Raw genomic sequence first — 20,830 nt, 5'->3', positions numbered from 1 at the left:
ACTTAGTCCCACCAGACGTCAAAAAGTTCGCTGGTGCGCACATCCTCTAATTTACGCGCTTCCAGCCATTTGCGTACGATGGCCTGATGCTCTTCGGTGCACTTACCGATCTCCTGCATGCAGATGAGACCTTCCCAGGAGAGATAGCCGCTGCCGTCGAAGGCCAGCTTGTTCGGCTCAATCACCTCTTCGATCAGATCGTTGACCGTCTGGTCGATCTGCTCTTCGGTGGTCCCTTCCGGGAAACGCCAGGCGACGGAGAAGCCTAACTCCTGAAACTCATCGATATGCATTTTTTTACGCAGACGACGGCTACGATTCTTGGCCATTATTTCACCCTCTCGAACATTAAGTCCCATACGCCGTGGCCGAGACGATGACCACGCTGTTCAAATTTGGTTACCGGGCGCGATTCCGGGCGCGGTACGTAATCGTTGCTTGCCGACTGGTTACGATAGCCTTCCAGCGAGGACATCACTTCCAGCATATGCTCGGCATAGGCTTCCCAGTCGGTCGCCATATGGAAGACGCCGCCGAGTTTCAGTTTGCTTTTGACCAGCTCAGCGAAAGGCGGCTGCACGATACGACGTTTATTATGACGCGCTTTATGCCACGGGTCAGGGAAAAACAGCTGCACCATATTCAGTGAGTTATCCGGGATCATGGTATGCAGCACTTCCACCGCATCGTGACACATCACACGCAGATTTTGCACACCTTCTTCTTCAGCAGAAGCCAGACAGGCGCCAACGCCCGGGGAGTGCACTTCAATGCCAAGGAAATTCTGTTCCGGTTTGGCTTTTGCCATCGCCACCAGCGAAGCCCCCATGCCGAAACCAATTTCTAGTGTGACCGGCGCTTCGCGGCCAAACAGGGCAGCGAAATCGAGCGGCGCATCGTTGAATTCAACGCCCATCACCGGCCAAATGTTATCCAGCGCATGCTGCTGCCCTTTCGTCAGGCGCCCCTGGCGACGGACGAAGCTACGAATACGGCGCAGCGGGCGGCCGTTTTCATCGAATTCCGGAGAAATGACGTCGTTTTTCATAAAAGTTAAGTCTGCTAGTGAAAGTGTTCGGAAAACGGGCATTATCCAAAGTTACCCGGCGGATGCAAGGGTTTACAGCCACTCGCCCTTGTGCTGCAATCTGCCACCCTGTAATCGCGATCCCGGAGCCATAGCTTTGACTTTTCTCGCCGCGCAATTTTCAGCCCAGGTTCTGGACTGGTACGACAAATACGGGCGTAAAACCCTGCCCTGGCAAATCGCCAAGACGCCCTACAAAGTATGGCTCTCCGAAGTGATGTTGCAACAAACCCAGGTGACCACGGTAATCCCGTATTTTGAACGCTTTATGGCGCGTTTCCCAACGGTAGTGGATCTCGCCAACGCGCCGCTGGATGAAGTGCTGCATCTGTGGACCGGTCTCGGCTACTACGCGCGGGCGCGCAACTTGCATAAAGCCGCCCAGCAGGTGGCGACACAGCATGGCGGCATCTTCCCGCAAACCTTTGACGAAGTGGCAGCGCTGCCCGGCGTCGGGCGTTCAACGGCAGGGGCGATTCTGTCGCTTTCGCTCGGTCAGCATTATCCGATTCTCGACGGCAACGTGAAGCGCGTGCTCGCCCGCTGCTATGCTGTCAGCGGCTGGCCGGGGAAAAAAGAGGTCGAAAAACGGCTGTGGGATATCAGCGAAGAGGTGACCCCGGCGCAAGGGGTAGAACGCTTCAACCAGGCGATGATGGATCTCGGGGCGATGGTTTGCACCCGCTCGAAGCCGAAGTGCGAGCTGTGCCCGTTGAGCAACGGCTGCGTGGCCTATGCGAACCATTCATGGTCGGAATATCCGGGCAAAAAACCGAAGCAGATCATCCCGGAACGCACCGGCTATTTCCTGCTGATGCAGCACGGCGACGAGGTGTTTCTCTCCCAGCGTCCACCTGTGGGTTTGTGGGGCGGATTATTCTGTTTTCCGCAGTTTGCAGACGAATCCGGGCTGCGCGAGTGGCTGGCGCAGCGTCAGATAAAGACCGATAATCTGACGCAATTAACCGCCTTTCGCCACACTTTCAGCCATTTCCACCTGGATATTGTGCCGATGTGGCTTACAGTGCACTCATCTGGCGCATGCATGGATGAAGGCAACGCACTCTGGTATAACTTAGCGCAGCCGCCGTCGGTCGGACTGGCGGCCCCCGTGGAGCGCTTGTTGCAACAGTTAAAAGCCGGAACGCCGGTATAAATTTTCGGCTATCAAAGAGGATTGATTATGAGCAGAACCATTTTTTGTACTTTCCTGCAGCGTGAAGCGGACGGCCAGGATTTCCAGCTGTATCCGGGTGAGCTCGGCAAGCGCATTTACAACGAAATCTCCAAAGAAGCCTGGGCGCAGTGGCAGCACAAGCAGACCATGCTGATCAACGAGAAAAAACTCAGCATGATGAACCCGGAGCACCGCAAGCTGCTGGAGCAGGAGATGGTGCAGTTCCTGTTTGAAGGGAAAGACGTGCATATCGAAGGCTACACGCCGCCAGAAAAACAGTAAGGGCCCTGTGGCCTTTTAAAAACAAACACAACACGCACGCCCGGAATGATGAAAAAATACTTAGCGCTCGCGCTGATTGCGCCGTTGCTCGTTTCGTGTTCCAGCTCCAATAAAAAAGGCACCGAATATAACGAGGCCTGGGTCAAGGACACGAACGGATTCGATATCCTGATGGGCCAGTTTGCCCACAACATCGAGAACATTTGGGGGTATAACGAAGTCCTGCTCGCCGGGCCGAAGGACTACGTCAAATACACCGATCAATATCAAACCCGTAGCCACATCAACTTTGATGCCGGGACGATCACCGTCGAGACCATCGCGGGTACCGATCCGCGCGGGCGACTGCGTCAGGCGATCATCAAAACGCTGCTGATGGGCGATGACCCCAACTCCATTGACCTCTACTCCGACGTCGATGATATTCAGATCTCCAAAGAGCCGTTCCTCTATGGTCAGGTGGTCGATAACACCGGTGAATCCATCCGCTGGGAGTGGCGCGCCGCGCGCTATGCCGATTATCTACTGCAAACCCGTCTGAAGAGCCGCAGCAACGGCCTGCGCGTGATCTACAGCATCACCATCAATCTGGTACCGAACCACCTCGACAAACGTGCGCATAAGTATCTCGGCATGGTGCGTCAGGCCTCGCGTAAATACGGTGTTGATGAGTCGCTGATCCTCGCAATTATGCAAACAGAATCATCGTTTAACCCGTATGCGGTGAGCCACGCCGATGCCATGGGGCTGATGCAGGTCGTCCAGCACAGCGCCGGGAAAGACGTTTTCCGTTCGCAGGGCAAATCCGGCCTGCCGAGCCGCAGCTATCTGTTCGACCCGGCAAATAACATTGATACCGGTACCGCCTATCTGGCGATGCTGAACAATGTTTATCTCGCTGGCATCGATAACCCCACCTCGCGTCGCTACGCGGTGATCACCGCCTATAACGGCGGCGCCGGCAGCGTGCTCCGCGTCTTCTCCAGCGATAAAGTGCAGGCGGCTAACATTATTAACAGTATGGCGCCGGGCGATGTCTATCAGACGCTGACCACCCGTCACCCGTCGGGCGAATCACGCCGCTATCTGTATAAAGTTAACACCGCGCAGAAAAGCTATCGCCGTAAATAACGCTCCTCTCTCACAGGCCCGGACATCGCGCTGGGCCTCTCTATTTATATGACATACTTCGTCATATCTTTTCGATTTTCTGCGGCAGTTAACAGAAGCATCTCACACCCGAATGATAGAATCGCATCAAAATAACGGTAGTTATGTTATTTAAAAAACATAACAAGCCCACATTCGTGAGGATAAATACATGAATCTTAAGCTGCAGCTAAAAATACTGTCGTTCCTGCAGTTCTGCCTTTGGGGGAGCTGGCTGACCACGCTTGGCTCATACATGTTTGTCACGCTGAAGTTTGACGGCGCGGCAATCGGCGCAGTGTATAGCTCGCTCGGTATCGCCGCGGTGCTGATGCCGACGCTGCTCGGCATCGTCGCCGATAAGTGGATCAGCGCTAAATGGGTTTACGCCGTTTGCCACCTGGTGGGCGCGCTGACGCTGTACCTCGCGGCGCAGGTCACCACGCCGGGTGAGATGTTCCTCGTGATCCTCCTCAACTCGCTGGCCTATATGCCGACGCTGGGGCTGATTAACACCATCTCCTACTACCGCCTGCAGTCGGCAGGACTGGATATCGTCACCGATTTCCCGCCGATTCGTATCTGGGGCACCATCGGCTTTATCTTCGCCATGTGGGGCGTGAGCTTCTCGGGCTTTGAGCTGAGCCATATGCAGCTCTATATCGGCGCGATCCTGTCGGTGGTCCTGGCGCTGTTCACCCTGACGCTGCCGCATATTCCGGTCGCTAACGCCCAACGCAATCAGAGCTGGACCGAGATGCTCGGCCTGAACGCCTTTGCGCTGTTTAAAAACAAGCGTATGGCAATCTTCTTTATCTTCTCGATGATGCTCGGCGCCGAACTGCAAATCACCAATATGTTCGGCAACACCTTCCTGCATAGCTTCGATAAAGATCCACTGTTCTCCGGCAGCTTTATCGTCGAGCACGCCTCGGTGCTGATGTCGATTTCGCAGATCTCCGAAACGCTGTTTATCCTGACCATTCCGTTCTTCCTCAGCCGCTACGGCATTAAGAACGTGATGCTGATGAGTATCGTCGCGTGGATGCTGCGCTTCGGCCTGTTCGCCTTCGGCGACCCGACGCCGTTCGGCACCGTACTGCTGGTGCTGTCGATGATCGTCTACGGCTGCGCCTTCGATTTCTTCAACATCTCCGGTTCGGTATTCGTTGAGAAAGAAGTGCGTCCGGAAATCCGCGCCAGCGCCCAGGGGATGTTCCTGATGATGACCAACGGCTTCGGCTGCATTCTTGGCGGGATGGTGAGCGGCAAAGTGGTTGAGCACTTTACCGTCGAGGGGATCACTAACTGGCAGAGCGTATGGCTGATTTTCGCTGGCTATTCGCTGGTGCTGGCCTTTGCCTTCGTGGCGCTGTTCAAGTATCAACACGTCAGACAGCCTGCCGCCGCGCGCCAGAGCGCCTGATCGTCATTGCCCGGTGGCGGCTGGCGCCTTACCGGGCCTACAGAATTTGTAGGCCGGATAAGGCGCCAGCCGCCATCCGGCAAAAATACGCGCACAATACCTGGTCGCGGTTTACGCTTTCAACACATACCCGTACAACCGCTTAATGCCATCTGGATCCGTTTCGCTATAGACCCCCTGCAGCTCCGGCGAGAATCCCGGCAGCATATTGACGCCCTCCTCCAGCGCGAGGAAATAGCGCAGTACCGCCCCGCCCCAGATCTCACCGGGCACCACGCATAATACCCCTGGCGGATAGGGCAGCGCCCCCTCTGCCGCAACGCGGCCTTCCGCCTCGCTCAGACGCACCAGCTCCACGTTGCCGCGGATAAATTCGCGGTTAGCATCCTGCGGATTCATCACCACGCGCGGGAAGCTCCGTTTACGGAACATCTCCTTTTGCAGGCTCTTCACATCAAAGCTGACGTACAGATCGTGCATCTCCTGGCACAGCTCGCGGAGGGTGTAATCGCGATAGCGCACCGGATATTTGTTGTAGATGGTCGGCAGCACGTCAGCCAGCGGCGTATCCGATTCAATATGCTGTTCGAACTGTCCCAGCATCGCCACCAGCTGCGCCATTTTTTCGGCGCTCTCCGCTGGCGTCAGCAGGAATAAAATCGAGTTGAGATCGCACTTCTCCGGCACGATGCCGTTTTCACGCAGATAATGCGCCAGAATGGTCGCCGGGATGCCGAACTCACTGTACTCCCCACTCTCAGCGTCAATGCCCGGGGTGGTCAGCAACAGCTTGCACGGGTCGACAAAATACTGGTCGTCCGCATAGCCCTCAAAACCATGCCAGCGCGCGTCCGGTTCAAAGCTGAAGAAGCGGCGCTCCCGGGCGATCGCCTCGGTCGGGTGATCCTGCCATGGCCGCCCCGCCACCACCGGCGGAATAAAGGGCTGGATCATCTTGCAGTTAGCGATGATCGCTTTCCGCGCCTCGATGCCCAGCGCCACGCACTCGGCCCACAGGCGGCGGCCGCTCTCGCCTTCATGAATTTTGGCGTTGACGTCCAGCGCGGCAAACAGCGGATAGAACGGGCTGGTGGAGGCATGCAGCATAAAGGCGTTATTCAGCCGCTTGTGCGGACAGAAGCGCGCCTGGCCGCGCAGATGGTTATCCTTTTTATGGATCTGCGACGTCTGCGAGAAGCCGGCCTGCTGCTTGTGCACGGACTGGGTGACAAAAATACCCGGATCGTCCGGGGTCAGCTCCAGCAGCAGCGGCGAGCAGTCGGCCATCATCGGGATAAACTGCTCATAGCCCACCCAGGCCGAGTCGAACAGGATGTAATCGCAGAGGTGGCCGATTTTATCCACTACCTGGCGGGCGTTATAGACCGTGCCGTCGTAGGTCCCGAGCTGGATCACCGCCAGACGAAACGGGCGGGAGGCATTGGCTTTCTCTGGCGCCGCTTCGCGGATGAGATCCCGCAGGTAACGCTCATCAAAGCAGCGCTCGTCAATGCCGCCAATAAAGCCGAACGGATTGCGCGCGGCTTCAAGATAGACGGGCGTCGCTCCCGCCTGAATCAGCGCCCCGTGATGGTTTGACTTGTGGTTGTTACGATCGAACAGCACCAGATCGCCGCGGGTCAACAGCGCGTTGGTCACGACTTTGTTGGCCGCCGAGGTGCCGTTAAGGACGAAGTAGGTTTTATCCGCATTGAACACCTTCGCTGCGAATTTCTGCGCGTGCTTGGCCGAGCCTTCGTGGATCAGCAGATCGCCTAATTTTACGTCGGCGTTGCACATATCGGCGCGAAAGACATTTTCGCCAAAAAAGTCATAGAACTGACGGCCTGCAGGGTGCTTTTTGAAAAACGCTCCGTGCTGATGCCCCGGACAGGCAAAGGTGCTGTTATCCATCTCGACGTACTGGGTCAGAGTATTGAAAAACGGCGGCAGCAGACGCGCTTCATAATCACAGGCCGCCGCCTCCAGCTCCAGCCACTCCTGATCTTTACCGGCGATCACCGCCTGTACACCCTCTGGCTTCTCGACCGCCGTCTCACTCAGCAGGTAGACCGGCAGATTAAATCCGCTGCGTCTGAGGAGGGCAAGGATGCCGCTGCGACTGTCAGCCGCAGTGATGACGACGGCCGCCACATCGGTAAAATCGGTACTGTCCAGCGCCACAACGCGACGGTGGGTGGACAAGCGGGTGACCAGCTCGCAGCTGGCGGCAATGTGCATGGATTTCATAAGCGCAAATGCCCGTATCGGGAGTGTAAAAATCTCAGACAAGGAAACCTTGCCCAACGATGTGTCCGGGTCTGACGGATTTCAGCTCCGACCGCCGGACATCAGTAAAAGCAGACGCGTCCGATCTTACTGTTGCCCTACAGTGAGCATACGTGTCCTTCACCGCATGGTGAACAGAGGGGTAAGCGTAGCAAGATGAGGCAGCCCGCGCATCTGTGCGCGACGTCGCTGGCGAGATAATGGCAGTGTCGTCATCGGCGGCCTCATATCAGGGAGGAGAAAATTCGCGCAATCATGGCACCTTTCCCGAACAGGCGCAAGATGAAAACCGTATGCACTTATATCACGGATACACAAGCTTTCGCGGCGGGTTAACGTCATAATAATGCGGTTATCAGGGATATTTAACAGGAGTCAGCGTGGTTACAGGACCTTTTATTAACGCCAGCGCGGTGCTGGTCGGCGGTGTGCTGGGCGCCTTGCTCAGTCAACGGTTGCCGGAACGGATCCGCACATCAATGACCTCAATTTTTGGCCTGGCATCATTAGGCATCGGCATTTTACTGGTCATTAAGTGCGCCAATCTGCCGGTGATGGTGCTGTCGACCCTGGTGGGGACGCTGCTCGGCGAAATATGCAATATGGAAAAAGGCATCAATACGCTGGTCAGTAAGCTCCAGCAGTTGATGTCAGCGAAAGGCAAGAAAAAGGCCTCGGCTCATGACTCTTATATTCAGAGCTATGTGGCGATTATCGTCCTGTTCTGCGCCAGCGGCACCGGCGTCTTCGGCGCCATGCGCGAAGGGATGACTGGCGACGCCAGCATTCTGATTGCCAAAGCGTTTCTCGACTTTTTCACCGCCACCATTTTCGCCTGCACCCTGGGCATTGCCGTCGCCGCCATCAGCGTGCCGATGCTGCTCATCCAGCTGACTCTTGCAGCCTGCGCGGCGATTATTATGCCGCTCACCACGCCGATGATGCTGGCGGATTTCAGCGCCGTCGGCGGTATGCTGCTGGTGGCCACCGGGCTGCGCATCTGCGGGATAAAAATGTTTGCCGTGGTGAATATGCTGCCTGCGCTGGTGCTGGCGATGCCAATTTCAGCGGCCTGGACGCTGTTTTTTGCCTGAAGACGCGTGCTTTTAGCGCAATGTGGTGATAGATTGTTCAGTCTGCTGCAAAACAGATAAATTTCGTTGACGAGGCGCGGCGATTACGGTTTAATGCGCCCCGTTGCCCGGATAGCTCAGTCGGTAGAGCAGGGGATTGAAAATCCCCGTGTCCTTGGTTCGATTCCGAGTCCGGGCACCACTTATTCAGAGAACCCAGCCTATGGCTGGGTTTTTGCTTTTCTGCGACCGGACTCTCCATCGAACTGCGTTCGATTATTCGCCGCACAGCGGCTCACCCCTTCGGGGCCAACGCGACAAGCGCGCTGTTCAACGCCTGCGGCGTTAGTCCGAGTCCGGGCACCACTATTTAAAGAACCCGCCCAAAAGGCGGGTTTTTGCTTTTCTGCATCCGGACTCTCCATCGAACTACGTTCGATTATTCGCCGCACAGCGGCACACCCCTTCGGGGCCAGCGCGACACGCGCGCTGTTCAACGCCTGCGGCGTTAGTCCGAGTCCGGGCACCACTATTTAAAGAACCCGCCCAAAAGGCGGGTTTTTGCTTTTCTGCGCCCTCTATCCGTGGGTTTCTACCACGCCGTATCCTCTGTGCCATTAAGGCCTGTTCCCCATAGAATCTTTTCGAAAATACATTTTCAGATATCAGATAACACGCTGATTCAAATCGCCATTTTATCGCTAAAAGCGGCTAAAAACGCCCTTTTCTGGAAATCGATCCGCCCAGGTGGCTACCCTGCTTTCCCTCCAGATGGCCAAATAGCATCTTATATTCCATTTGACGCTAAAAGACAGAGAAATGTTCTTTAAATTACCGTTTTCACAGCTCTACCATGCAAAAATATCTTAAACGAGTGGGTAAATGGTTATGTCACTGTTTCATTCCGTGAGCGACCTGATCGGTCATACTCCCCTGCTCCAGTTGCACAAACTGGATACCGGCCCCTGCAGTCTGTTTTTAAAACTGGAAAATCAGAACCCGGGTGGATCAATTAAAGACCGGGTTGCGCTGTCGATGATTAATGAAGCCGAGCGCCAGGGAAAACTGGCGCCCGGAGGAACGATAATCGAAGCCACCGCCGGCAACACCGGCCTCGGGCTGGCGCTGATCGCGGCGCAGAAAAATTACCGGCTGATCCTGGTGGTGCCGGACAAAATGAGCCGCGAGAAAATCTTTCACCTGCGGGCGCTGGGCGCGACGGTGCTGCTCACCCGTTCCGACGTCAATAAAGGCCACCCGGCCTATTATCAGGATTATGCCCGCCGCCTTGCCGATGAAACGCCGGGCGCCTTTTATATCGACCAGTTTAATAACGACGCCAATCCGCTGGCCCATGCCACCTCCACTGCGCCGGAGCTTTATCAGCAGCTGGAGGGCGACATTGACGCCGTCGTTGTCGGCGTCGGCTCCGGCGGCACGCTGGGCGGGCTTCAGGCCTGGTTTGCTGAACACTCGCCAAAAACGGAATTTATTCTCGCCGATCCGGCGGGTTCGATCCTTGCCGATCAGGTTGATACCGGTCGCTATGGCGAAACGGGATCCTGGCTGGTCGAAGGGATCGGCGAAGATTTTATCCCGCCGCTGGCCAGGCTGGAGGGGGTGCATACCGCGTATCGCGTCAGCGACCGCGAAGCGTTCCAGACTGCGCGTCAGCTGCTGCAGGTCGAGGGCGTGCTGGCCGGCTCCTCCACCGGCACCTTGCTCAGTGCCGCGCTGCGCTACTGCCGGGCACAAAGCCGTCCGAAACGGGTGGTGACCTTCGCCTGCGATAGCGGCAATAAATACCTGTCAAAAATGTTCAACGACGACTGGATGCGCCAGCAAGGACTGATCGCCCGACCCGAACAGGGCGATCTCAGTGATTTTATCGCCCTGCGTCATGATGAAGGCGCCACCGTCACCGCCGCGCCGGACGACACCCTGGCCGCGGTCTTTGCCCGCATGCGGTTGTATGACATCTCCCAACTGCCGGTGCTGCAGGATGGTCGCGTCGTTGGCATCGTCGATGAGTGGGATTTGATCCGCCACGTACAGGGCGATCGCCAACGCTTCTCCCTGCCGGTCAGCGAAGCGATGAGCCGCCATGTTGAAACCCTCGATAAGCAGGCGCCCGAGAGCGCGCTGCAGGCCATTTTCGATCGCGGCCTGGTAGCGGTGATCACAGATAACGCACGTTTTCTTGGTCTGGTCACCCGTAGCGATGTACTGACCGCCTGGCGTAACCGACTTGCACAATAAGGAATTTTTTATGTCATCTATCCACACCCTGAGCGTACATAGCGGAACCTTCACCGACAGCCACGGCGCAGTGATGCCGCCGATTTATGCTACCTCCACTTTTGCTCAGCCGGCGCCGGGGCAGCATACCGGCTATGAATATTCCCGCAGTGGGAACCCTACCCGCCACGCGCTGGAGACGGCGATCGCCGACCTGGAAAACGGCACGCGCGGCTACGCGTTCGCCTCCGGGCTGGCCGCCATCTCCACCGTGCTGGAGCTGCTGGATAAGGACAGTCACCTGGTGGCGGTCGATGATGTGTATGGCGGCACTTACCGCCTGCTGGAAAACGTTCGCCGCCGTAGCGCTGGTCTGCAGGTGAGCTGGGTGAAACCCGACGACCTGAAGGGGATTGAGGCGGCGATCCGCCCCGATACGCGCATGATCTGGGTGGAAACGCCCACCAACCCGCTGCTGAAGCTGGCGGATCTCAGCGCCATCGCCGCCATCGCGCGACGCCATAACCTGATCAGCGTCGCCGATAACACCTTCGCCTCGCCGGCGATCCATCGCCCGCTGGAGCATGGATTTGATATTGTGGTGCACTCCGCGACCAAGTACCTCAACGGCCATTCCGATGTCGTCGCCGGCCTGGCGGTGGTTGGCGATAACTCCGAGCTCGCGGAAAAGCTTGGCTATCTGCAGAATGCGGTAGGCGGTGTACTCGACCCGTTCAGCAGCTTCCTGACGCTACGTGGTATCCGTACCCTGGCGCTGCGGATGGAGCGCCACAGCGCGAACGCGCTGCAGCTCGCCGAATGGCTGGAACAGCAGCCGGAAGTGGAGCGAGTCTGGTTCCCCTGGCTGGCCTCGCACCCGCATCATCAGTTGGCGCGCCAGCAAATGGCGCTGCCCGGCGGCATGATTTCGGTGGTGGTGAAGGGCGATGATGGTTACGCCGAGCGCATCATCAGCAAGCTGCGCTGGTTTACGCTTGCGGAGAGCCTGGGCGGCGTGGAGAGTCTGGTGAGCCAGCCCTTCAGCATGACCCATGCCTCGATCCCGCTGGAGAAACGTCTGGCGAACGGCATCACGCCGCAGTTGATCCGCCTGTCGGTGGGGATCGAAGATCCCAACGATCTGATTGCCGACTGGCAGCAGGCGCTGCGGGAAGAGTGATTATTCCGACGCGCGGCTCGGGGTCAGCGCGTCGGCCATTCCCTGCTGAAGGTGGGCGATAAACTGCGTCAGCTTCGGCAGGGGCCGACGATCCTGGCGCCAGAGCAGATGCACGGGTCTCGGCTGCGGGGTCCAAGCCTCCAGCACCCGCACCAGGCTGCCGCTGGCCAGCGCATCGGCCAGTAGCACCTCCGGCTGCATCAGCAGCCCGGCCCCGGCGATCGCCGCCTGGCGCAGCGCGTAACCATCATTGCAGCGTAAAATCGCATCGCGTTTCCAGCGCACTTCCCCCTCCATGCCCGGCAGCCGCCACTCGTTGCGGGCGGTCCAGACCGTATGGGACAGGCAGAGATGATCGGCGAGATCCTCCGGCGTCCCGGGGGTCCCGTAACGCGCCAGATAAGCCGGCGCGGCGCAGATCACCATCCGATACGGCGCCAGATAGCGGGCCACCAGATCCTCCTGATGGATCTCGCCAATGCGGATCGCCAGATCGACCCCCTCATCCACCAGATCGACCATCCGGTTAGTCAGATCCAGTTCCACCCGGACCGCAGGCCAGGCCTGCAGGAAGGTGGCGGTCAGGGGCGCGATCACGCTGGCGCCAAACGAGGTGGGGGCGCTCACCCGCAGAGTGCCGGCGGGCGCCAGCCGCAGCCGCTCGACCGCGCTTTCGGCGATAGAAACCTGCTCCATCACCCGTTTCGCTTCATCAAAATAGACCCGCCCGGCGTCGGTGAGGCTCTGGCGTCGGGTGTTACGCTCCAGCAGACGTGTCGCCAGCTGGCTTTCCAGCTGGGCGATATATTTCCCGACCATCACCGCCGACAGCCCCAGGCGCGACGCCGCCCCGGTAAAGCTACCGCACTCCACCACGGCAATAAACGTCTCCATCCCTCGTAACTTATCCATATTGCTAACCTCTGGTTAGTAATGTTCTAACTTTTAGCCAGTTTATCCGATATTCGTTTTATTAAAGAATAGCCTCTCACCTCATCAGGAGACAGCCATGAAAATTATCGTTATCGGTGCCAGCGGCACCATCGGTCGCGCGGTCAGCGAAGAGCTGAGCCTGAGACATGAAGTTATTCGCGTCGGTCGCACCCGGGGGGATTATCAGGTGGATATCACCTCGCAGGAGAGCGTCCAGGCGCTGTTTGCCCAAACGGGCGAAGTAGATGCGATTGTCTCCACCACCGGCAATCTGCACTTTGGGCCGTTAAGCACCATGACCGACAGCCAGTTCAACCTCGGGCTGCAGGACAAGCTGTTGGGGCAAATTCGCCTGGCGCTGATCGGGCAGCATTTCCTGCGTGACGGCGGGTCGATTACCCTGGTCAGCGGTATTGTCGCCCAGGAGCCCATTGCTCAGGGGGTCAATGCCACGACGGTCAACGCCGGTCTGGAAGGCTTTGTGCGCGCCGCCGCCTGCGAACTGCCGCGCGGGATCCGCATCAATCTCATTAGCCCCACCGTACTCAGCGAGTCGCTGGCGGCCTACGGCGACTTTTTCCCGGGCTTTGCCAGCGTCCCCGCTGCCGCCGTGGCGCAGGCCTATCGTCGCAGCATTGAAGGCGTTCAGACCGGCCGCATCTACCCGGTTGGCTACTAGCCTGTGCCGGCCCGCCGGGGCCGGCGCTTACATCAGGCCGTCATTGCAGGTACACTTACCGCTGATTGTCTCCGGCCGAAAAACTGATGTTGAAAAAATTACCTTTTATTATCCCGCTTTTAGCGCTTATCGCGCTGCTGGTCTGGTGGTTCACCCCGCATTACACCGCAGATGAAGAAGCCTACTACCGGGCAGTCTTTTGCATGATCGATCATGACGACAGCCGCCAGTTCCTCCACGATATGCAAAATATCGTCGAAGGGGGAAATTCTGACTATGCGTTGCATAAAACCCATTACCTGCCGGCGCTGGGGCAGCGGATGCTGGACACCTGGCACCAGCTCAGCGCACAGGAGCAGCAAATATTGGGCGAAGATCGGCAGCGCTGTGGCGAGATATTGCGCGAAAAACAGCAGGGAAAATCATCCTGACGGGGGGCGAAATCGCAGTATATCTTCAGCGTCGAATGAGATTGTGCTGTTGATGACCAGATGACTGCCACAAAACACCCCGCCCTTGCGGGGCCGCGATATGACGTTTTTTTCTGCAGCGACATACTATAAAAAGTAGTTGATCTGGTACGAACTAACTCTTATTTTGCTTCTCAGTTTTCAAAATGAGATAAAACTGATGCCAGTCATTATTGCCAGTAGTATTAAAGAAGCCAAAGCGTTGATTAACGGTGGGAAATACAGAGAAATTATTCTCAACTTCGATATTGATGCCGATGACTTTTTCTCTCTCGCCAGCCATTCTGCTGGGACAAAAATCTCCATCTCCGACCGAAACGATCGCTCTCCGGTAAACTCAGAAAAATAATTAACCCGCGAGGGACGTTTATGTGGTTGTTTATTGGCACCTTTGCGGTTGCTTTTCTCGCATCGCTGATGCTGGTCTGGCTGGATGACCGGATCGCCGAAACAGATTGATCCTGGGGCTGGACGCTAACGTCAGTTCCTCCCGCTCTCGTCGCGAAGGGCTGTGCGCCGTCGTTAAGCGGCGCACAGCAGAGTCGTTACAGGGAGGCCGCCAGCCGCTCTACGGCCGTCAGCAACCCGGCCTCTGACACCGTGGAGTAGGAGAGACGCAGAGTACGGGTATCCGGCTTATCGTGATAGAACGCTTCGCCAGGAACGTAGACCACGCCGTTTTCCAGCGTTTTCTTCATCCATTCCATGGTATCGAACGGATAGCGGAAACGCGCCCACAGGAACATGCCACCCTGCGGGCGGCTGAATTCCAGGTGCTCGCCAAGGCGGCTTTCCAGCGCGTCGGCCAGCGCCACACACTTCTTGCGGTAGTCTTCGCGAATCAACGCGATCTGGTTCTCCAGCCGGTTCATGCCGAGGTACTCCGCGGTAATCACCTGCGACAGCATATTGGTATGCAGATCCGCCGCCTGCTTCACGATCACCGTCTGCTGCGCCAGCCAGTCCGGCATCACGACCCAGCCTATGCGCATCCCCGGCGCGAGGATCTTCGAAAAGGTCGAGGTGTAGACCACCTGATCTTCACAGCCCAGCTCAACCGCGTGCTGATAGAGCGGGCGTCGAACGGCGTCAGTGAAGCTAATTTCGCCATAGGGATCGTCTTCCAGAATGACGAAGTCATATTTTTTCGCCAGCTCAACCAGGCGACGACGACGCGTCTCGCTCAGCGTTTTGCCGCCGGGGTTGCCGAACGTCGGCACCAGATAAACGGCTTTGACGCGGGTGGTCTCCAGCAGGTCGGCCAGTTGCTCCACCAGCATCCCGTCATCATCGGTGTCGACACTGAGAATATTGGCCTGCGCCAGCTGAAACACCTGCAGCGCCGCCAGATAGGTGGGACGTTCAACGACGATAGTGTCACCTGGATCGAGCAGCGTACGAGCAACGATATCCAGCGATTGCTGCGAGCCGGAGGTGATATAGACCTGAGCGGGAGAACAGGTCACGCCACGGGAGTGACAGATTTCACTCACCGCCTGACGTAGCGGCGGGTAGCCCTCCGTCAGACCGTACTGGAATGCGTCATGAAAACGTTCGCTCATCACCTTCTGCACCGCCAGCTCCAGGCCTTCGGTATCAAACAGTTCCGGGGCCGGAATGCCGCCGCCAAGCGAGATCACGCCGGGCAGTTTACTGTGCTTGAGAAGTTCGCGGACGGCGGAGGGCTTGAGTTCACCCGCGCGGGCGGCGAGACGCCGATCGTGCATACTATTTTCCTTTTCTGTCTTGTTGTTGTGTTAATTATCTTCGCTTCGTTGCAGGTGTTCCCCGGCGGCGCTGACCATGCCGGGGCTATCCTTTTCTGTACGTTGTCACCCGGACAGGGGTATGCCGCTACCCGGGTTTCGCACGTCATGCTTTGTCTTTCAAAACGATTAACGGCTCGATATCGCTCTCTTTTTTCACCACCAGCGACGAATCGCCGCGCAGACAGGTACCGCCGTAGTTACCGCCAACGGTAAACGTGCACACCTGAATGTACTTACCGTCGACTTTCGGCAAGCACCACAGCTGCTGGTAGATATTCTTTCGATCGACAAACTGGCCGCTGGTCTTATCCAGAACCTCATCCTGAGGACCGATCAAATCGATATTGTTCCCGCAACGTCCGGAAATGGGCTTAACCGCGTAGCCGGTTTTCGCCAGCTCCTCGTTAACCACAAAATCGGTATCCAGCAGATAGCGATGATGCGGGAACAGCGACCACAGCACAGGCAGAATCGCTTTGTTGCCCGGGATCACCGTCCACAGGGGTTCGAATACCAATACTTCAGGACGCAGCAGGACGTCAATCAGCCGCACCTCATTCTGCGGATGTCCGGTACGAATCGGCACCGCCGCGTACTCATCGGCGCTGACTTCGCGCACCTGCTCAATGGCGGTTTCCCATGCCCAGGTTTTCCAGACGCAGTTGACCAGCCGCCCGTCAGCGTCAATCAGCTGGCCGGCAGCGTCCCAGCGCAGCTCATCAAGGCCAAAGAGAATTTTGCTCTCAAAACCGGCCTGGGTCAGCGAACGCTGGATAAATTTCGCGTGGTAATTCTCTTCCAGATCCTTGTCCTGCATGATGTGGACGAAGGGCCGCGCCCGGCTGTGTTTCCACGCCCCCGCCAGCTCATCGAGCAGACCTTCCGCCGGATTGTGGCCGGTGCCGTAGTAGCCCTGCTTCAGCCATTGCTCAAGGATCAGCCCGCCTTCGGTATGGCAGGAGGCGGAGTCGGCATTGTACTCGTACACCTTCAGCCCGCGCTCGTCCATGCAGAAATCCATGCGCCCGGTGATCATATGATGACGACGGCGCTGCCAGGAGAGACGCAGACGCGGCCAGAGGATTTTCGGGATATCAAACAGCGCCAGCAGGTTATCATCCTTCATCACCTTATCGGTGGCGTGCAGATACATCAGGTGCAGCTCGTTAGTCGCTTTGATCAGCTCCTGTTCGGCGCTTTCGCTGATGGTGAAATACTGGTAGGGATCCTGGTTGATGAAATGGCCGTTGGCCGCCACGTAGGCTTTTTGCAGCGGATCTTTCTCGTTCAGCCATTTGCCGCGGAACTGGCCGTTGTTCGGCAGCCGCGCGCCTTTGATCGCCATCGCCTCGCCAGGCAGCACCGGCTGCGGCAGGCTGTGTTCGGTATCGGCGGTCTGGATCATCCAGCCTAAAATTTCGGTATCGGTAAAGGTATCTTTGATGGTGTACCGGCCGGCGTTGACCTCGAGGGTCAGCTCGCGGGTCCACTGCTGGCCCTGCGGCAGCGGCGAGTGAATGACGTTCTGCTCGGCGATACGCACTTTATTGCCGACAAGCTGGGTGATCACCGCGACGTGGCCGGTGTGCTTAAACTCGCCTCCCTTCTGCCAGATCAGTAACGAACCGGCGATGGGCGGACGGCGGGAACCGTTGGCGAAGGCCTGCAGCGGCAGAATGTTGTCATTGACCACTTCACGCAGGAAACGCAGGGAGAAGATTTCATACGCCATCCCCACATCGGTAAAGACAAACCCGTAGGTCAGGAACAGAAAGCGGCGTGCAAACTCGACGCACTGCCATTTATGTCCCATATACTCATTATCGATGTAGCTGCGAAACGTTGCGTCATCCGGATAGTCTTGCGGATTTAAGCTACTGTAATTCGATGAATAAATCGCCACGCCGCCGGGCGCGTAGCCTAACAATGTCCCAAACGGGGCGTCACTGCTTGTCGATCCTTTGCTCATTTAGCCTGACCTCAAATTAATGCAGCCCGGGCAGTTGGCGAAACAAAACTCCCTCTTCTTATCCTGCCGCAGGCACTTACCAGACAGAGGTGTAACGATGATACCACTCATTCGTTTCGCTAATCGTGCCGTTAAGGAAAATAACCCTGCAGCCGGAAGCAAAAGTGATATCGTTATCGGTGATATAACAAAAAAACAACGCAACATCAGGAGTCGACAATGAGCACACCCTCGCATCTGAATGCCCAACCGCTGGTCTGGGGACACGGCCCGCGGACGTTTGAGGTGTTCCTTGAGCCCACCTGCCCCTACTCTGTCCGCGCGTTTAATAAACTCGACGACCTGCTTGATGAGGTCGGTGCCGATAACGTCACCATCAAGATACGCCTGCAGTCGCAGCCGTGGCATCTGTTCTCCGGGGTTATCGTCCGCTGCATCCTCGCCGCGTCCACCCTGCCGCACGGTAGAGAGCAGGCGCATAAGGTGATGCAGGCCGTGGCCGACCATCGGGAAGAGTTTGAGTTTACCGATCACTGCAGCGGGCCGAACATGAACGCCACGCCGCAGCAAATCATTGAACGCATTGAACGTTACAGTCACGTGCTGCTGGGGGCCGCCTTTGCCCGCCCGGAGCTGCAGGACGTGATCAAGTGGCACAGTAAATACGCCCGTCAGAACGGCATCCACGTCTCGCCGACCTTTATGGTCAATGGCCTGGTGCAGCCGGATCTGGGCAGCGGCGATGATGTCAGCGTGTGGGCCGCGCGCATTATGGCCTGAGGTCACCTGCTACACTTTTTGTACATCCACGAAAAAGGCAAACCAGCATGTCAGAGCAAAACTACCAGCCACCAAAAGTGTGGGAATGGAAGCAAAACAGCGGCGGCGCGTTCGCCAATATCAACCGTCCCGTTTCCGGCGCGACCCATGAACGCGTCCTGCCGGTCGGCACCCATCCGCTCCAGCTATACTCACTCGGTACACCCAACGGCCAGAAGGTGACCATCATGCTGGAAGAGCTGCTGGCGCTGGGCGTCAGCGGCGCGGAATACGACGCCTGGCTGATACGCATCGGCGAAGGCGATCAGTTTTCCAGCGGCTTTGTCGACATCAACCCGAACTCGAAAATCCCAGCCCTCAGCGACCACTCCACCACGCCGCCGACCCGGGTATTTGAGTCCGGCAACATTCTTCTCTATCTGGCGGAAAAATTTGGCTTCTTCCTGCCGAAAGATCCTGCCGGTCGCACCGAAACCCTCAACTGGCTGTTCTGGCTGCAGGGCGCGGCGCCGTTCCTCGGCGGCGGCTTCGGCCACTTCTATAACTATGCGCCGGTGAAGATCGAGTACGCGATCGACCGCTTTACGATGGAAGCCAAACGCCAGCTCGACGTGCTGGACAAACAGCTCGCCCGTGGTCGCTATGTGGCTGGAGAGGAGTACACCATCGCCGATATGGCTATCTGGCCGTGGTATGGCAACGTGGTGCTGGGCAATGTTTATAACGCGGCGGAGTTCCTCGACGCCGGGAGCTATAAAAACGTGCTGCGCTGGGCGCAGGATGTCGGCAACCGTCCGGCCGTCAAGCGCGGACGCATCGTCAACCGCACCAACGGCCCGCTCAATGAGCAGCTGCATGAGCGCCACGACGCCCGCGACTTTGACACCCAAACGGAAGATAAGCGCCAGGCGTAAGGTCTTTACCCTTTCCCGCTGACGGGAAAAGGCACACACCACAGGACGGCTCCGCCTGCGAAGCCGTCCTGTTTAGCTTTCCAGCCGATACCCCGCCAGAAAATAGCGCATCGCCATACCCGAATCCCCTTCTTTGAAGAAATCCATCACCATATCTCTGTCAAGGCCATAGCGACGGGTCAGGATCCCCGCCTCCCACGCGCTGAGCTGGCGGTCGCCGGTTTTTTCAAACATGCGGTGCGAATAGCCGAGCACAAACCCGCGTTTATAGTCGGCGCAAAAATTCGCCGCATGCGCGGCGGTGTCAGCATAGGATGCCTGTAGCCCCGCCATTAAGCCTTTTCCAAAATGATTTTCCATCGCGCCCCCTAATCGTTATATAATAAATTATATAGCGTTTTTTTGAGCGAGCGGTAGCGCTATTTATGTCGTTTGCGCTAGTGTAAATACTTCTCAAACCATGCCAGCGTGCGTTGCCAGGCCAGATCAGCCGCAGCCCGATCGTAGCGCGGCGTGGAATCATTATGAAAGCCGTGATTCACGCCCTGATAGAGATAGGCCTCGTAGATTTTATGGTGTTCCTTCAACGCCTGTTCATAGGCGGGCCAGCCTTCATTAATGCCGCTATCGAGGCCGGCATAGTGCAGCAGCAGCGGCGCTTTAATTTTATCGACCTCCTTCAGCGGCGGCTGGCGGCCGTAAAACGGCACCGCGCAGGCTAGCTCCGGGATCGCCACCGCCGCCGCGTTGCTGACGCCGCCGCCGTAACAAAAACCGGTGATACCGACCTTCCCCGTCGCCTGTGGATGCTTCGCCATAAACGAGACCGCCGCAAAAAAATCATTCATCAGCTTCACGGGATCGACTTTCTGCTGGAGCGCGCGGCCTTCATCATCATTCCCCGGATAGCCGCCGACGGAGCTCAGGCCATCAGGCGCCAGCGCGATATATCCCGCTTTCGCTACCCGCCGGGCTACGTCTTCAATGTAGGGATTCAGGCCTCGGTTCTCATGTACCACCACAACGGCGGGCGCTTTGTCGGCTATTTTCGTCGGCGTCACCAGGTAAGCCCGCACTTCGCCGTGGCCGTCAGGAGAGGGATAATGAATATACTCCGGACGGATATCCGGATCGGTGAACAGTACCTGCTCTGCCAGGGCATAGTCGGGCTTCAGCAGATTAAACAGCGCCAGCGCGGTCATCCCGCCGACAGTATATTTCCCCGCCAGCTGGAGAAACTCGCGTTTGCTGATTTTGCCGTGGGCATAGTAGTCATAATACTCGAGCAGCTGCTGCGGGAAATCTTTGGCCGTTAATCGCGTCATCACCCTGCCTCCGTTGTTAAGCGCCCTTTAAGCAAAGCAGAAGCCCGGACATACGCCAGCGCAGAGAAGCAGAAACGGGGGAGAAAAAAG

21 protein-coding genes and 1 tRNA gene are annotated in these 20,830 nt (G+C 57.4%); 13 read left to right on the top strand and 9 right to left on the bottom strand.

The window, feature by feature from the left end; genetic code table 11:
- Nucleotides 1–2: 2 nt before the first annotated feature.
- Both CWM57_RS17995 and trmB read right to left on the bottom strand, forming a co-directional pair.
- A complete protein-coding gene (locus tag CWM57_RS17995) occupies nucleotides 3–329 on the bottom strand; it encodes a YggL family protein (protein ID WP_012540559.1) in 327 nt (108 codons plus the stop codon).
- The gene (trmB, locus tag CWM57_RS17990) at nucleotides 329–1,048 is read right to left on the bottom strand and encodes a tRNA (guanosine(46)-N7)-methyltransferase TrmB (protein WP_061153326.1); all 720 of its coding nucleotides are present in this window, start codon (nucleotides 1,046–1,048) and stop codon (nucleotides 329–331) included. Before trmB ends, CWM57_RS17995 begins: the two co-directional genes overlap by 1 nt.
- A 136-nt stretch (nucleotides 1,049–1,184) precedes the next feature.
- On the opposite strand from trmB, the gene mutY reads away from it, so the two are divergent.
- The 4 genes from mutY (at nucleotide 1,185) to CWM57_RS17970 (ending at nucleotide 5,121) form a co-directional block, all read left to right on the top strand.
- Nucleotides 1,185–2,243 carry an A/G-specific adenine glycosylase gene (gene mutY, locus CWM57_RS17985; protein WP_100676282.1) on the top strand — a complete coding sequence of 353 codons (1,059 nt, stop codon included), beginning with the start codon at nucleotides 1,185–1,187 and terminating at the stop codon, nucleotides 2,241–2,243.
- A 27-nt stretch (nucleotides 2,244–2,270) separates the two neighbouring features.
- Entirely contained in the window at nucleotides 2,271–2,546 is a 276-nt protein-coding gene (locus CWM57_RS17980) for an oxidative damage protection protein (RefSeq protein WP_004105744.1), read from the top strand.
- A 48-nt stretch (nucleotides 2,547–2,594) separates the two neighbouring features.
- A complete protein-coding gene (mltC, locus tag CWM57_RS17975) occupies nucleotides 2,595–3,677 on the top strand; it encodes a membrane-bound lytic murein transglycosylase MltC (RefSeq protein WP_061153324.1) in 1,083 nt (360 codons plus the stop codon).
- Between the two features lie 190 nt (nucleotides 3,678–3,867).
- Nucleotides 3,868–5,121 carry a nucleoside permease gene (locus CWM57_RS17970; RefSeq protein WP_074387589.1) on the top strand — a complete coding sequence of 418 codons (1,254 nt, stop codon included), beginning with the start codon at nucleotides 3,868–3,870 and terminating at the stop codon, nucleotides 5,119–5,121.
- Between the two features lie 111 nt (nucleotides 5,122–5,232).
- Here the strand turns inward: CWM57_RS17970 and CWM57_RS17965 are convergent, their stop codons facing one another.
- Nucleotides 5,233–7,371: an ornithine decarboxylase gene (locus CWM57_RS17965; protein WP_061153322.1), complete on the bottom strand. Its 2,139-nt coding sequence runs from the start codon at nucleotides 7,369–7,371 to the stop codon at nucleotides 5,233–5,235.
- Between the two features lie 419 nt (nucleotides 7,372–7,790).
- Here CWM57_RS17965 and CWM57_RS17955 point away from each other — a divergent pair, with 419 nt between their 5' ends.
- From CWM57_RS17955 to CWM57_RS17930, 4 genes are all read left to right on the top strand, one after another.
- The gene (locus tag CWM57_RS17955) at nucleotides 7,791–8,504 is read left to right on the top strand and encodes a DUF554 domain-containing protein (protein WP_100631827.1); all 714 of its coding nucleotides are present in this window, start codon (nucleotides 7,791–7,793) and stop codon (nucleotides 8,502–8,504) included.
- A 105-nt stretch (nucleotides 8,505–8,609) separates the two neighbouring features.
- Nucleotides 8,610–8,685: transfer RNA gene (locus tag CWM57_RS17950), tRNA-Phe, on the top strand.
- Between the two features lie 680 nt (nucleotides 8,686–9,365).
- A complete protein-coding gene (locus CWM57_RS17935; protein WP_162676926.1) occupies nucleotides 9,366–10,742 on the top strand; it encodes a pyridoxal-phosphate dependent enzyme in 1,377 nt (458 codons plus the stop codon).
- A gap of 10 nt (nucleotides 10,743–10,752) precedes the next feature.
- Nucleotides 10,753–11,901, top strand: a complete 1,149-nt coding sequence (locus tag CWM57_RS17930; protein ID WP_100631774.1) for a trans-sulfuration enzyme family protein — start codon at nucleotides 10,753–10,755, stop codon at nucleotides 11,899–11,901.
- Here the strand turns inward: CWM57_RS17930 and CWM57_RS17925 are convergent, their stop codons facing one another.
- A complete protein-coding gene (locus CWM57_RS17925) occupies nucleotides 11,902–12,813 on the bottom strand; it encodes a LysR family transcriptional regulator (RefSeq protein ID WP_061153316.1) in 912 nt (303 codons plus the stop codon).
- A 97-nt stretch (nucleotides 12,814–12,910) separates the two neighbouring features.
- Here CWM57_RS17925 and CWM57_RS17920 point away from each other — a divergent pair, with 97 nt between their 5' ends.
- The 3 genes from CWM57_RS17920 to CWM57_RS17910 all read left to right on the top strand — a co-directional run bounded on the left by CWM57_RS17920 (nucleotide 12,911) and on the right by CWM57_RS17910 (nucleotide 14,332).
- Entirely contained in the window at nucleotides 12,911–13,513 is a 603-nt protein-coding gene (locus tag CWM57_RS17920) for a short chain dehydrogenase (protein WP_074387585.1), read from the top strand.
- 86 nt (nucleotides 13,514–13,599) lie between these two features.
- Nucleotides 13,600–13,944 (top strand): hypothetical protein, encoded by a 345-nt coding sequence (locus CWM57_RS17915; RefSeq protein ID WP_074387704.1) that lies wholly within the window; start codon nucleotides 13,600–13,602, stop codon nucleotides 13,942–13,944.
- 199 nt (nucleotides 13,945–14,143) lie between these two features.
- The gene (locus CWM57_RS17910) at nucleotides 14,144–14,332 is read left to right on the top strand and encodes a hypothetical protein (RefSeq protein ID WP_032733814.1); all 189 of its coding nucleotides are present in this window, start codon (nucleotides 14,144–14,146) and stop codon (nucleotides 14,330–14,332) included.
- Nucleotides 14,333–14,528: 196 nt separating this feature from the next.
- Here CWM57_RS17910 and CWM57_RS17905 read toward each other — a convergent pair whose 3' ends face one another.
- The 3 genes from CWM57_RS17905 to CWM57_RS27815 all read right to left on the bottom strand — a co-directional run bounded on the left by CWM57_RS17905 (nucleotide 14,529) and on the right by CWM57_RS27815 (nucleotide 17,920).
- Nucleotides 14,529–15,710, bottom strand: a complete 1,182-nt coding sequence (locus tag CWM57_RS17905) for a PLP-dependent aminotransferase family protein (RefSeq protein WP_008806493.1) — start codon at nucleotides 15,708–15,710, stop codon at nucleotides 14,529–14,531.
- Nucleotides 15,711–15,855: 145 nt separating this feature from the next.
- On the bottom strand, nucleotides 15,856–17,721 hold the full coding sequence (gss, locus tag CWM57_RS17900) for a bifunctional glutathionylspermidine amidase/synthase (RefSeq protein ID WP_100631773.1): 1,866 nt from the start codon (nucleotides 17,719–17,721) through the stop codon (nucleotides 15,856–15,858).
- A 76-nt stretch (nucleotides 17,722–17,797) separates the two neighbouring features.
- Nucleotides 17,798–17,920, bottom strand: a complete 123-nt coding sequence (locus tag CWM57_RS27815) for a hypothetical protein (RefSeq protein WP_046881918.1) — start codon at nucleotides 17,918–17,920, stop codon at nucleotides 17,798–17,800.
- A gap of 20 nt (nucleotides 17,921–17,940) precedes the next feature.
- Between CWM57_RS27815 and CWM57_RS17895 the strand changes: the two genes are divergently transcribed.
- A complete protein-coding gene (locus tag CWM57_RS17895; protein ID WP_004150918.1) occupies nucleotides 17,941–18,501 on the top strand; it encodes a DsbA family protein in 561 nt (186 codons plus the stop codon).
- Between the two features lie 47 nt (nucleotides 18,502–18,548).
- Nucleotides 18,549–19,415: a glutathione-dependent disulfide-bond oxidoreductase gene (gene yghU / locus CWM57_RS17890; RefSeq protein WP_061153312.1), complete on the top strand. Its 867-nt coding sequence runs from the start codon at nucleotides 18,549–18,551 to the stop codon at nucleotides 19,413–19,415.
- 72 nt (nucleotides 19,416–19,487) lie between these two features.
- Here yghU and CWM57_RS17885 read toward each other — a convergent pair whose 3' ends face one another.
- Together CWM57_RS17885 and yghX are read right to left on the bottom strand one after the other, a co-directional pair.
- Entirely contained in the window at nucleotides 19,488–19,775 is a 288-nt protein-coding gene (locus CWM57_RS17885; protein WP_074387583.1) for a DUF2623 family protein, read from the bottom strand.
- Between the two features lie 77 nt (nucleotides 19,776–19,852).
- Nucleotides 19,853–20,740 (bottom strand): YghX family hydrolase, encoded by an 888-nt coding sequence (gene yghX / locus CWM57_RS17880; RefSeq protein WP_100676281.1) that lies wholly within the window; start codon nucleotides 20,738–20,740, stop codon nucleotides 19,853–19,855.
- Nucleotides 20,741–20,830: the final 90 nt, after the last annotated feature.

The organism is Klebsiella sp. G-Nf4 (genome assembly GCF_002810615.1).
Taxonomy (GTDB): domain Bacteria; phylum Pseudomonadota; class Gammaproteobacteria; order Enterobacterales; family Enterobacteriaceae; genus Klebsiella; species Klebsiella variicola.
This window is presented reverse-complemented; position numbering and strand designations above follow the sequence as displayed.